Origin of the sequence: Bdellovibrio sp. SKB1291214 (assembly GCF_002209355.2) — a bacterium.
Classification (GTDB): Bacteria; Bdellovibrionota; Bdellovibrionia; order Bdellovibrionales; family Bdellovibrionaceae; genus Bdellovibrio.
In genome coordinates, this window is record NZ_CP106855.1 from 2,386,370 (window position 1) to 2,399,150 (window position 12,781).

General features: G+C 45.8%; 10 protein-coding genes. 7 read left to right on the forward strand and 3 right to left on the reverse strand.

Annotated features, from left to right (window positions below; all coding sequences use genetic code 11):
* Positions 1-55: 55 nt before the first annotated feature.
* From B9G69_RS11745 to B9G69_RS11755, 3 genes are all read right to left on the reverse strand, one after another.
* A complete protein-coding gene (locus B9G69_RS11745; protein ID WP_141096841.1) occupies positions 56-1,000 on the reverse strand; it encodes a hypothetical protein in 945 nt (314 codons plus the stop codon).
* Positions 1,001-1,166: 166 nt separating this feature from the next.
* Complete coding sequence (locus tag B9G69_RS11750) at positions 1,167-1,556, reverse strand: hypothetical protein (RefSeq protein ID WP_088613947.1); 390 nt, start codon at positions 1,554-1,556, stop codon at positions 1,167-1,169.
* Between the two features lie 4 nt (positions 1,557-1,560).
* On the reverse strand, positions 1,561-2,505 hold the full coding sequence (locus B9G69_RS11755; RefSeq protein ID WP_088613946.1) for an HD-GYP domain-containing protein: 945 nt from the start codon (positions 2,503-2,505) through the stop codon (positions 1,561-1,563).
* A gap of 187 nt (positions 2,506-2,692) precedes the next feature.
* Between B9G69_RS11755 and B9G69_RS11760 the strand changes: the two genes are divergently transcribed.
* The 7 genes from B9G69_RS11760 (at position 2,693) to gltX (ending at position 12,759) form a co-directional block, all read left to right on the forward strand.
* The gene (locus tag B9G69_RS11760) at positions 2,693-4,303 is read left to right on the forward strand and encodes a hypothetical protein (RefSeq protein ID WP_217897635.1); all 1,611 of its coding nucleotides are present in this window, start codon (positions 2,693-2,695) and stop codon (positions 4,301-4,303) included.
* A gap of 39 nt (positions 4,304-4,342) precedes the next feature.
* Positions 4,343-6,430, forward strand: coding sequence for an ATP-dependent DNA helicase RecG (gene recG, locus B9G69_RS11765; protein WP_088613944.1), 2,088 nt, complete (start codon positions 4,343-4,345; stop codon positions 6,428-6,430).
* 157 nt (positions 6,431-6,587) lie between these two features.
* Positions 6,588-7,781 (forward strand): hypothetical protein, encoded by a 1,194-nt coding sequence (locus B9G69_RS11770; RefSeq protein WP_088613943.1) that lies wholly within the window; start codon positions 6,588-6,590, stop codon positions 7,779-7,781.
* A 116-nt stretch (positions 7,782-7,897) separates the two neighbouring features.
* Positions 7,898-8,305: a hypothetical protein gene (locus B9G69_RS11775; RefSeq protein ID WP_254916702.1), complete on the forward strand. Its 408-nt coding sequence runs from the start codon at positions 7,898-7,900 to the stop codon at positions 8,303-8,305.
* Positions 8,306-8,374: 69 nt separating this feature from the next.
* Positions 8,375-10,483 (forward strand): S8 family serine peptidase, encoded by a 2,109-nt coding sequence (locus tag B9G69_RS11780; RefSeq protein WP_265437761.1) that lies wholly within the window; start codon positions 8,375-8,377, stop codon positions 10,481-10,483.
* 190 nt (positions 10,484-10,673) lie between these two features.
* A complete protein-coding gene (locus B9G69_RS11785; RefSeq protein WP_088613941.1) occupies positions 10,674-11,168 on the forward strand; it encodes a CarD family transcriptional regulator in 495 nt (164 codons plus the stop codon).
* A 103-nt stretch (positions 11,169-11,271) separates the two neighbouring features.
* Positions 11,272-12,759 (forward strand): glutamate--tRNA ligase, encoded by a 1,488-nt coding sequence (gene gltX, locus B9G69_RS11790; RefSeq protein WP_088613978.1) that lies wholly within the window; start codon positions 11,272-11,274, stop codon positions 12,757-12,759.
* Positions 12,760-12,781: the final 22 nt, after the last annotated feature.

The following is a 12,781-nucleotide window of genomic DNA, read 5'->3' on the forward strand; positions in this document are numbered from 1 at the left end:
TGAAAAGCCGCAGCTCAAGATTCAGGTAATTGTGAAGGAACAAATATGCCAGACGTTACTCTGGCATTCCTGCGTCGATCCAGCGTTTTAGATAATCCGCTTCGGCAGCCGTCAGCGGCATATTCAACCGAGCCGGCGGCATAATACTGTCAGTAAGACCGGGAACTGTGATTTTATACAAGAAACTATCGACACCACTTCGTGGTGTAACGATCGGCTTATCATACATATCTTTAGCTTCCACAATGCGCGCGACTGAATCCAGGCGTGGATCCTTAGGGCGTTTTGACAAATCACTGTGGCAGCTCAAACATTTCGCATCAAAGAAAGCCATGCGCAGATTTTTAAAACTCAGTTCCAACTGCCCCAAGTCCGGCTGCGGGGTCGGCGTCGGTGTTGGGTTTGTTCCACTGCCCGGAGGATTTGTCGGTGGAGGAGGCGGAGGGCCTGGAGGGCCTGGTGGTTTCGGCGGCGCCGGCGGTGCGCCTGGAGGCCCCGGAGGACCTGGCTGAGTCGTCGGCGGAGTTGGTGTCACCGTTGGGGAAGGAGTAACCGTCGGCGCTGGAGTCGGCGCGGGCGCAGTCGCAGAACTGCACTCGGGAAGCTCCTTCACACGTTGTGCCGCGCGATTATTCGTTTTGTTATCAAAGTACGAACGTAAGATTTGTAATTCACAGGCACTCAGAGATAGGTATCCCTTATGACGAGGAGGCATATCGCCAGATTCAACTGTCGCCATGATGTCATCGCGATTGTCATACACGCTCTCTTCAGTGTCTAGCACCGGAGCTTTCGAGGTATGGCAGTCCAGGCACGTGCGAAGGGAGGTTTTGTTAACGATGTAATAGTCGATCAGCGACTCGGAAAACTCATTCACCTTGGGTGTTTTCAAAATGATGTCGCCGGTTTTAAATAAACCCATCTCTTCCATCGCGTAGCCGCAACCGGAAAGTGAAGAAGCAATCAGAATGGATTTAAGCAACAGACCCCAGGTTTTCATCGATATATCTTTTATCAAAGGATTCGCAGACTTGGGAGGAGTCGTCAGAGGAAAAGAAAAACTTGCTGGAGTGTCACAAATTTTGACACTCACTGCAGGGTTCAAATCAAAATAAAAAAAGCCAGAGAGTGAATTCTGGCTTCTTCAAGTTAGCTTGTCGAATGGACTATTTGCTCTTTTTGATCGTGAGAGACTGGAACCGGGCTTGTTGAGAGGCCGGTTTGCGATCCGAACGGGCTGAAGTCACACACTCGAAACGTTGGGTGTCAGACATTTCAGTTTCCTCACCGCATTTATCCAGAGCAGAAGGGTTAAAGGCTTGGCCTTGAATAGAATCCCAACATTTCCAGAACTGAGTGTCTTCTTTTTGCAAGTTACACACTGTCACTGCATACCAATCCACGTTTTCGTTTTTTTGAACTTTTTCGCGACATTGTTCGGCGTCTTTTTCACTCGTAAAACGATCGCAAATCCCGGGAGGATTCGTCGGCTCTAACGCCAATGCGATAAGTGGAACAAGTGCTACCAACGCGATTGAATGCAGGACCTTTTTCATTTTCTTATGCAGCCTTTATCTTAAACAGTACAGAGTACAGTGCCTTAAGCATGTCGGGATCATATCGACCCGCCAGCTTCTCTTTCATCATTGTCACTGCATCTATCGGCTTAAGTGGCACATTATATGAGCGTTGAGTTGTCATGGCATCATAGGTATCGGTGATTGCCACAATTCGAGCAAATGGATGAATCTCGTCCCCCATCAATTGTTGGGGATAACCGTTCCCAGACCAGGACTCATGGTGCTCAAAGCAGGCGGCTTTAATGGCGTCTGAGATGTTAGGGTGGTTGTTCAAGATAACTAGACCATACTGAGGATGCATTTTCATTTGCTCCCACTCAGCATCAGTCAGTCCGCCTTTTTTGCAAAGAATATCAAGACTTACATTGCGTTTACCAATGTCATGGAAAAGAGCACCCACACCCAGTTCTTCCAGCTCTTTAGGGTTGTACCCCATAGCCTTACCTAAACCCAACGAGTAGATACTGACGTCCAGGGAGTGGTTGTAAGTGTAAAAGTCATGACCGGAAAGGGAGATCATAAAGCCCATCGCCTCGGGAGCATTCTCCATAAGGTCGATAAAGTCTGTGATGATAGGCCGTGATTCATCAAGGGCTTTGTTGACATCAGGGTTTTCAAAAAGATCTTCCATCAAAGCGACCGAAGATTCACGAAGGATTTTTGCTTTCTCGAAAGGATCTAGCTTATCAGAGTTCATTTCCTCTTTGACCCAGTCACGGTACGTCTGCTTATCTTCCATACGAACAAAGAATGAGTCACCCGTATCGCGAGAGTGCAGGCGTGTGATCTTGCCATCAGAGATTTTATCCCCGGCGCGAAGATACAAAATATACTTGCCATCCACTGCGACAAAAATGTCGAAGCTAGTGATTTTGTCAGGACGTAAAGTAGCAAGACGAATGCGGAAATATTGGCTATCGGTCATAGGGAAATTCTGCCATGAACACAGATGCTTAGGAATTAAATCCGCATCGGTTTTTAACTTAAGTCCTTGGTCTAGATTGAGGGCGCGAATGTCGCTCGGAAAGTACCAATCTGAGTCGACAGAGAAAGCCTATATCCTCAATAAGTTTTCTCTATCGAACTATTTCAAGAAATCCGAACAGTTCTGTATGAAATGGACCGCTACAATTGTCTTTAGTCTGCTGTGTGCTTTCTCAGTGCCGATGGTTGCGCAGGCGCAGATTATTTCTTGTCTGAAAATCTCCAGTCAAGAAATGGTAGCAGAAAAAGCTTCTTTGAAAAATGTGGTGAGTTCTTGCCAAGAACAAATGAAGAAGGCCCGTTGTGATCAGTGGTTTAAAGTTCATCCTCAGGCCCTAGAAAAAGCTCGCAGTTGTGATCCAATTAAGATTTGCTCAAGCCCGGGAAAAATAAAAGATTACGCGGCATCTTGTTCGGCGGGGGTGTGGAATTCTTCGGTGGATTTAGTGAAAGGTGCTATCGACTTTGTGGTGGGCAGTTCCAACATCTCTCCTGAAACCAAAGCCCGTGAAGATTTTTTCAAAGCGTGCACCACGGCTGAATGTAAACTACAGATGCTGGGTCCCTATGCGGATTTGTTCACACCCGAAGAAATAGTAGGCAGTCCTAACACCAAGGGTTTAAACTCCCAGGATGTGGTTAATCAAGTTTACCTGAACGGGTACAGCGCAAAAACTTTGTATCGCAAACTGCAAGAAAAACTTCGCGAACGGGCTAAGGGCAAAAACTCTGCCGACGTGTTCATTGAACCCTGGTCAGGAAATCCCGCTTTACCTAAAAGAAGTGTGGATCAATTGATCGAAGAAATGATGACTGCTGCGGGGATTGAAAACACGACGTGTTTTGATCCAGAGGTGGTGTGGGAAGCACGCTGTTATGCACTGGCAACGGTTCTTGATCCCTTGGCGGCATCTGTATCACTTTTGCGAATGAAAAAGATCGCTGCATTGATGAAGATGTCTGACGAAAGGACCATGGTTAGGTCCGCAATCAAGGACGACTACATTCGTTCGAAAGTCATGAAAAGTTCATCAATTGATGCTGAAAAATTAAAAGCGGTGATGAATCCCATTTGGGCTGATCCGAAATTAAGTTACGAACAAAAATCTCAGGCACTGTTTGATAAATATTATGAATTTAGAAGCTCTGCCATGGAGAAAGAAGTCAAAGAGTTGGCTGACAAAGTCATCGCTGATATTCAGCCAATGAAGGGTTCGGAAGCTTACTACAACATATACACGCAAAAAATGTCTGTGGGCTTGGAACTTGCGGCAGATCCCTTAAGTCGCGTCATGACAATTGCCCATGAGTTGGAACATGTGGCTCAGTATCCGTATAAAACCGGATTGATTCGTCAGTTTGCAAACGCCCTTGAGCAAAAGCTAAAAAAATTAGAAAGACCCCACGGTGTCACATCCCGTTTGCAGGCGGAATTTGAAGCGATGAGTGCGCAGTGGGATATCATTCAGTCTGTTCCCTTGGATGTGCGCAAAAAAGCCATCGAGTCCATTCGTGCGAATAAAAAGCTCAGTAATCAGGCGAAATCCTCGGCCATTGCTGACATCGAAAAAGCCAGTTTAAGCCGCGAGGAATATTTAAAATCCGTCGCAGGGCTGCACGGATACACCTCATACAACTCGCTGCGTACCAAAAGTACGCTCATCGTAAGCGCGTTATTAGTTCAGATGTCTGTAGTTGGCGCCGAGGAAGTAAAAACTCAGTGGCAGAGCCGCAACTGACATTGACTTAAGATAGAATTCCGCAATACTGACGGGGCCATGGCTCTTCGTCTCGATTCTCAAATCATGTACTTAAAAGGAGTAGGCCCAAAATTGGGGGACCTGTTCGCACGTAAAGGTTTAAAGACCTTGCGCGATCTTTTTGAGTTCTATCCGCGAGCCTTCGAAGACCAGCGTGCTGCGCGCAATATCGCAAGCCTCAGACCCGATGATATCGTGAGTATCAAGGCCACAGTCGTTTCCGTTCACGGCGTGAACATGGGACGCTCATCAAGAAAAATGTACGACGTTGTTGTGCGTGATGCCTCTGGCCAAATTCACTGCAAATACTTCCGTGTTCCTTATAAGGGTTATTTCGAGCGCTTCAAACCTTTTTCTGAAGTGCGCGTTGTCGGTAAGGTCACAGAATACCGTGGCCGTATTGAATTTCATCATCCCGATATTCGAGACATCGACCCCGAGGAAGAAAACCAAGATGCATTGATTCCGCTTTATACAGAGATCGAGGGCTTAGCCACAGCTAAGATTATGAAGTTGATCCGCTTGGGCCTTCAGCAAATCGAAGAGTGGCCCGAAGAGACTTTGCCCAAATGGATGCGGGAAAAATACAATCTGAAACCGCGCAAAGACGCGTTGATGGAGATGCATCATCCCAATCCAGCCAAAGCTCAAGAATACACTCAGTTTAAAAGTGAGGCGCAACGCCGTTTGATCTTTGAAGAGTTCTTTTGGCTCGAGCTCTTTTTAGCAGCGAAGAAAACTGGTTTTCAAAAAGAAGCAGCCCCTCTGATTCAAAATGCGGGGGAAAAATATCAAGCTTTGGAAAAGTCTCTGCCATTTCCATTAACCGGGGCACAAAAACGCGTATTTGCAGAAATCAAAGCGGATTTGGAAAAAGGTCATCCCATGCATCGCTTGGTGCAAGGGGATGTGGGCAGTGGTAAAACTTTGGTCAGCTTTATGGCGGCAGTTTATGCAGCCGAAAGTGGATTTCAATCTTGCTTAATGGCGCCGACAGAAATTTTAGCAGAACAGCATTATAAAAACGCTGTCAAAGTATTAGAACCTCTGGGTATTCGGTTGGCCCTGTTAGTTGGTAAAACCAAAGCTGCGGAACGCCGTGAAACGTTGGCGGATCTTGAGGCGGGAAATGTTGATTTAATCATCGGTACCCACGCTTTGATCGAAGCGGATGTGAAATTTAGAAGCTTAGGTTTGGTGATCATTGACGAACAACATCGTTTCGGTGTCGAGCAACGTGGTATTTTGAAAACCAAAGGCAATTCTCCTCATTTCCTAGTGATGACCGCCACTCCGATTCCAAGAACATTGGCGATGACGGTCTATGGTGATTTGGATGTTTCAATTATTGATGAAATGCCGCCAGGACGCAGCCCTATTCAAACCCGCGCGATTTTTGAAAACAAACGCTCTCAAGCTTTGCAATTCATGCTGGAGCAGTTACAAAAGGGTCGCCAAGCCTATTTCGTTTATCCGCTCGTAGAAGAATCTGAAAAAATCGATTTGAAAAACGCCGTCGAAGAATACGAAAAGCTTAAAGTCCAATTTCCCAAAGTGACCTTCGGATTGTTGCACGGAAAAATGAAACCCGACGAAAAAGAAGCAGTGATGAATCAATTCCGTCGTCACGAAATTCAAGTTCTGGTTTCCACGACGGTTATTGAGGTCGGTGTCGACGTTCCTAATGCCAACATCATGATCATCGAGCATGCTGAGCGCTTCGGATTGTCACAGCTGCATCAGCTGCGTGGCCGTGTGGGGCGGGGAGAACACAAGTCTTTCTGTATTTTGATAATGGGCTATGCCGTTTCTGAAGAAGGAAAACTGCGCACGGAATTCATGGAAAAAACCACGGATGGATTTAAAATTTCTGAATTCGATTTAGAAATGCGTGGCCCGGGTGAATTCATGGGCACTCGACAATCTGGATTGCCGGGCTTTAAAATGGCAAACTTAGTGCGGGATATGGAATTGCTTCAGCAAGCCCGTGAAGCGGCCTTCGAAGTTCTCAGAAAAGATCCATCTTTAGTTTGGCCTGACAATCGCCCTATGAAGCAAGAGCTTCTACGGGAGCATGGTCCCGCTGCTTTGGCCTCCATCGCGTAATTGCGTAATAATTCATCTCTGTTCGCTTAGTTATTCAGCACAATAAAGTCTCACTCGTAGAAACTGCACACGCATTAAGCGCTCGCTGCGGATTGATTTAGCAGAAAATGGTTTTTGATTCTGAGTGTTCCTTTGACGTGTTAAAAGCTCGAACCTTATGCAACATGAAATACAAAAAGCGGATGATCAAAAAATCCGCACGAACCTGTTTTCGACTTCGAACCTCATCATCAAGAAAATCCGCAAACTCGAGAAAGACCACTCCGATTTTATTTTGTGTGATCAAATGATGTATCACGACTGGCGTAAGCTGACTTTTCGGGAAGAGCTGCAAGAAATTGAGGCACTCGAAAAACGCCAAAAAATTCTGCACACCTTTCAAATACATCTTAATTATGTCGCAGCGACTTCCAGTGTTTCTCCCAAGGAAGCTTACGCCATGCTTAAAGAAGAAGAAGGTCAGTATCAGTGCGGCGACGACACTTGGAAGTACGTCATCGATAACTTGCGAAAAACCAGGTATGAATCAGCGACTCAAGCTTATGCTCAAGCTTTACCGGGAGTTTCGAAAAAACACGATGAGCCGGCTGAGCGCGTGGATTTTTCCGAGATCTTTTTTAAGGATAATTCTGCCTTAAGCGGACTGAAGAGGACTGCGCGCTCGGTCTATCATTATCTTAGCGGTATTGATAATCAAAAGATCGAACAGCATCTTGCGGTTCCAAATGCTGGATACCGTCTGTTTAAAGAAAGTTTGCAGATCACCATAAAATGCGGCGACTGGGATCTCTTAGGAAGGCTTTGGAAAAGTGCCGATGCTAGTTATCAGCAACGGTATCTTCATAATATGCCACTGCATCTAAAAAAGTTTTGGCAAAAAGTGATTTCTGAAAATGATCGAGATGATGCCGATTCGGAACTGCGCATGGTTTATAGCAAGCTCGCTCGTCTGCTTCATCCTGATCGACTTGTGGATGAAACCGTAGAATACCAACAATGGGCCTCAGTTAAATGGCAAAGAGCGCAAATCGCTTATCAAGAAGGTGACGCCGCGGCATTAAAGCGACTCGAGCTGCTGTGTTTGGCGGAGCTCGGGCAGTTGAATGACCTGACGCTGGCTGAGATCTCTCAATGTTCGGAACTTTTCCAAACAGAACTCGAGTCGTTAAAGAAAAAACTCGCTCTTTGCACTCAGCACCCTGCGTGGAAGTTTTCGAGTCGTCGCAGTTACGATTCTTTAAAGCAAAGTGAACAGGCTGAAATAAAAAAGCGCCTGATCCCGTTGCGCGCTGATGTATCAGCCATTGAAGTTTTATTGGAAGGATACTCAAGCAACAGTCCTCACAGTTAAAAAAGTCTGTCCGTCCAGCGTCAAACGTCGAACTTGCTTTAGGAAAAAAACTCCCTCATGCTTTTGTTAGAAGTGGCTCGGATTGCGACTTCTACGTACACAAGGATGTGTTCTCAATGACTCAATTTTTAATTGGCATGGCTGCCGTTTCCATTTTTATTTCAACGTCGGCATTCGCCGCGGTTCCTCAATATAAATTAAACATGCGTGTGGGCCTTAAGGGTTCTGCTCCTATTTCTATTAACACGGTTACGAAATCTGGCAAAAAAGCATATATCAGCGAATTTTCTGACGACGGACAAAACGAAACCATCGTCGAAGTGATGGCTCGCAAATCCCAACAAAACAGCAAAGCGGGATTGTATATGGATGTGACAGTGACGAAGCGTGTTCGTGGTAAGCAGAAAGTATCTGAGCGCACTCAGCTTTTCGCGCCGGAAAATCAAGAGACAGAGTACGGTGTAGGTGCCAAAGGGAAGACTGCAGGAAATTTATCTCTTGCCGTCGTGGCGCATCAACTTTAATAAAATTTGTGAAGTTTCTTTGCTTTGGTGGGTTCAGCATGATGCAATTTTTCTCTCATGGAGGGAAATATGCAAAAATGGACTCGTCTATTTGTTACGTCAGCATTGGTAGCGTCTGCTACTAGTCCTGTTTATGCGGGAAGCTTGTTGAGATTTAACTCAGGAACAGTAAATCCTGGCTTGCAATCTCAAGCGCTTACTTTTTCAGAGAATGTCGCGAGCGATTATATCGTTCAATTCTCAAATAAGATCACAGCGAAGGATCGCTCTGCTCTTCAGGCTCGTTTCGAAGTGTTTGGTTACCTTCCAGATGACGCCTTGGTAGTGCGTGGCACATGGGCGGACTTGAATTCATTCCGTCAATCTCACCCAGGTATTTACGCAGTAGCGAAGTATCAAGCTCAATACAAAATCAGCAATGATATCGCTCCTGTATCTGTATTTAATAAAGATCAAACTCAAAGTATTTTGATTCAACTTTTCAAAGCAGCTGACTCGAAGCAAGTTGTAGCCGCATTGAAAAATATGAAAGCGGATCTTCAAGTTGTGAGTGGAAAATCAATCGTGGCATTGGTTCCTCGTGCACAAATTTATAACGTTGCGGGTCTTACGGGCGTGGAGCACGTTCAAGCGACTCCTGAAATCCAAACAATGGATTTCCCATTGGATCACCGCATGGATCCAGTGATTAAAGGTGCAGGCGACTATTCAGACCTGACTGGCGATGAATCAGGAACTCAAGTCATGAAATTTGATTCGGCTTGGAAGTTGGGTCTTACGGGTAAAGGCCAAACAGTTTCTATGGCTGATACGGGTTTAGATTCTGGTAGCACAACAGCTATCGCTTCGGATTTCTCCGGCGCAGTTAAGTCTGGTTATGCTTTCGGTTTATGGGCTAAAACTTGGGAAGATCCAATGGGTCATGGAACTCACGTAGCGGGTTCAATCATGTCTCGTGGTACAGCTTCTGGTGGTCGTCTTAAAGGTGGCGCATACGATGCAATGATGGTTGCAGAAGGTATGTGGTCTCCTATGCTTAATGGTTTAAGTGTTCCTTCTAAGCTTGCAGATTTGTTTGATAAAGCAAACAATGACGGAGCTCGCGTTCACTCCAACTCTTGGGGTGCTGTGAAAAACTTCGGTGCTTACGATGCCATGGCAGTTCAAGTGGACGAGTGGATGAACAACAACCCAGACATGTTGGTTGTTTTCGCGGCTGGTAACAGCGGTGTGGATATGAACAAAGACGGTCGTATCGACGCGGGTTCTATCGGAACTCCGGGAACTGCTAAGAACGTTCTGACTGTGGGTGCTTCTAAAAATAAAACGAAGACGGGTGGTATCCAAGTTCCAGTCAGTAAGCTTCGTGCAGCTGCTGAAGCATGGTCGGCAGAGCCTATCTTCTCTTCGATGTTGTCGGATCGTGATGATGGTATCGCGATGTTCTCTTCACGTGGTCCAACTTTGGATGGCCGTGTGAAACCAGAAATCGTAGCTCCAGGTACAAACATCCTTTCCAACCGTTCTCACATCAAAAATGCTTCTCCGCTTTGGGGCGCATACAATGATGACTACGCTTGGTCAGGTGGTACTTCTATGGCGACTCCTCTAACTTCTGGTGCAGTGGCTGTTGCCCGCCAAATGTTGGTTGAAAAATGGGGCGTTCAAAATCCTTCAGCGGCAGCGTTGAAAGCGATGATCATGCACTCTGCGGATGACTTGTACCCAGGTCAGTTCGGTGAGATCGGTGCAGCTAAGGGCCAAGAGCTTTTGACTCGCAGACCAAACTCCGACGAGGGTTACGGTCGTGTGAACATGGATAACATGGTTCAAATGATGAAAAACACTTTCGTTGCAGACAACCGCGATGGTTTGGCGACAAACCAAGAAGAGACTTACCAATTCAAATTGGATTCTTCCGGTAAATTGTATGCAAACTTGGTTTGGACAGATGCTCCAGGTTCAGCGAATGCTTCTAAAGCACTAGTGAACGACCTTGATTTGGTCCTTGTTGGTCCAAATGGAACGGTTTCTATGAATGATCACATCAACAACAACGAGATGATCGAACAAGTATTGCCTGCAGGCGACTATAAGCTGATTGTTAAAGGTGCTAACGTGCCAAACGGTAAAAACGGTGGCCGCCAAGCCTACGCCCTTGTTTGGAGCGTTCAATAGAACTGTTTAGTAATTAATCGATATTCAATTAACTAATTGAAATGATTGAGTAAAAGCCCCATTTTAAATGGGGCTTTTTTCGTTGAAAAACCTTGGAAAACTTTTCCAACGCTCCGCTCAGATTTGATAACTCGTGTCAAATTTGATAGAACTACCACGGTTATAAGTGGCTATAAGTGGAGGTTTCCTGATGCTGACGTTCAATATCGGTGATAATGCAGTTTATCCCGGCTACGGCGTAGTTAAAGTTGTAGCTATCGAGACGAAAGAAATGCTCGGCGCTAAAATCTCGTTCTACAATATGCAATTGGTAGATACGGGCCTTAAAATCATGATCCCTACAACTAACGTTAAATCAGCGGGTCTTCGCCCTATCATCTCTAAAGATGAAGCTGCTCGCGTTGTAAGCATTCTTAAAGAAAAAGACGTCAAAATCGACAACCAAACTTGGAACCGTCGTTACCGTGAATACATGGAAAAGATCAAAACGGGTTCTGTATTCGAAATCGCTGAAGTTTTACGCGATTTGTTCCTTTTGAAAGCTGATAAAGAGCTTTCCTTCGGCGAGCGCAAAATGCTTGATTCAGCTCGTTCCCTTTTGTTGAAAGAGCTGACTTTGGCAACTAGCGAAGCTGAATTGTTCAACGAAGAAGAGGTAAAAGCTATCTTCGGTATCACAGGTTAATTTGCCGGGTGTCCTGACAAATCGTCAGTGGACGAATCCAAAAATTCATATTAGTTTTAAGGCCTGGATTTTCCGGGCCTTTTTCATTTTTGGAGCCGATTCGATGTCTTCACAAGCTTCTTCTAAAGTTCGCGTTCGTTTTGCACCTTCTCCGACGGGTTATTTGCACGTTGGTGGCGCAAGAACGGCTTTGTACAACTACCTTTTTGCCAAAAAAAATGGTGGTGAATTCATCCTTCGTATCGAAGACACCGATGAGGCTCGCTCCACTCAAGAATCTTTGCGTGGGGTGGTGGATGACCTGGTTTGGCTGAACCTCTTGTGGGCAGAAGGGGTAGACCCTGTCACTTTGAAAGATGTGGGACCCAATGGCCCTTACAAACAAAGTGAGCGCATGCATATCTATAAGCAAATTGCGGAACAGCTTTTAGCTGAAGGCAAAGCTTATTACTGTTTCCTGACGGATGCGGAAATTGAAGCTCAACGTGAAGCTCAGATGAAAGCGGGCGGTCAGCCCCATATTCAATCTCCATATGCTGATTGGACTTTGGATCAAGCCAAAGCAAAAATGGCAGAGGGTGGGACTCCACCGGTTGTTCGTTTTAAAACGAAGCATCTTAAAAAAGACTATATCTTTAACGACATCGTTCGCGGTGAAGTGAAGTTCCCATCTGATATGGTGGGTGACTTTGTACTTCTTCGTGGTGGCGGTATGCCGGTTTATAACTTCTGTTGTGTGGTGGATGATCATTTGATGAAAATGACCCACGTGTTCCGTGCAGAGGAGCATCTTCCAAACACTCTTCGTCAGTTGATGATTTACGAAGCGATGGGATGGAGGGCACCAGAGTTCGGTCACATGGCTTTGATTTTGGATGAAGACCGTCAAAAACTTTCTAAACGTAAAGGTGCCGTCGCTTGTGGCCAGTTGAAAGACGAAGGCTATTTGGCGTCTGCTGTTTTGAACTTCATCGCGCTTTTGGGATGGTCACATCCAGAAGGTAAAGAAATCATGTCGGTTGATGATATGGTTTCTGCTTTCGATATCTCTCGTCTAAATCCTTCGGGCGCGATCTTTGACCGCGTGAAATTCAAATGGATGAATGCGCAGCACTTGCGTGCTCTTCCAAATACGGAGTTGTGGAAAGCGATTCAGCCGTTCCTGGCTCGCGAAAATATGCAGTTGCCTTCAGATCCAGTTTGGCAGGACAAGTCTTTGAATTTGTTTAAGCCTTATATGGAAGTTTTAGCTGACGCGATCACTTTGTACCGTCCACTGAATGACAACTCTTACGTGATTCAACCAGATGCCGAAGAAGTTATGAAGCTTGAAACGACCAGAGCTGTTTTGACGACTTGGAAAGAATTGGTTCAGGCGCACGGTGCTGAATACATGACTGAGGAAGAATTCCTAAAAATCCAAGATGAAGTAAAAAACAAAACGGGTGCTAAAGGTAAAAACCTGTTCCAGCCTATTCGTGTGGCTGTGATCGGTCAACCTCACGGAGCCGAGCTAAAAATTCTGGTGCCGTTGATGAAAAAGCAGTCCCTTGTGGCCCGTGCGGAAAAAGCACTAGCGAGCATCGCCTAAAGGTACGTCCTTACCTGCAGAG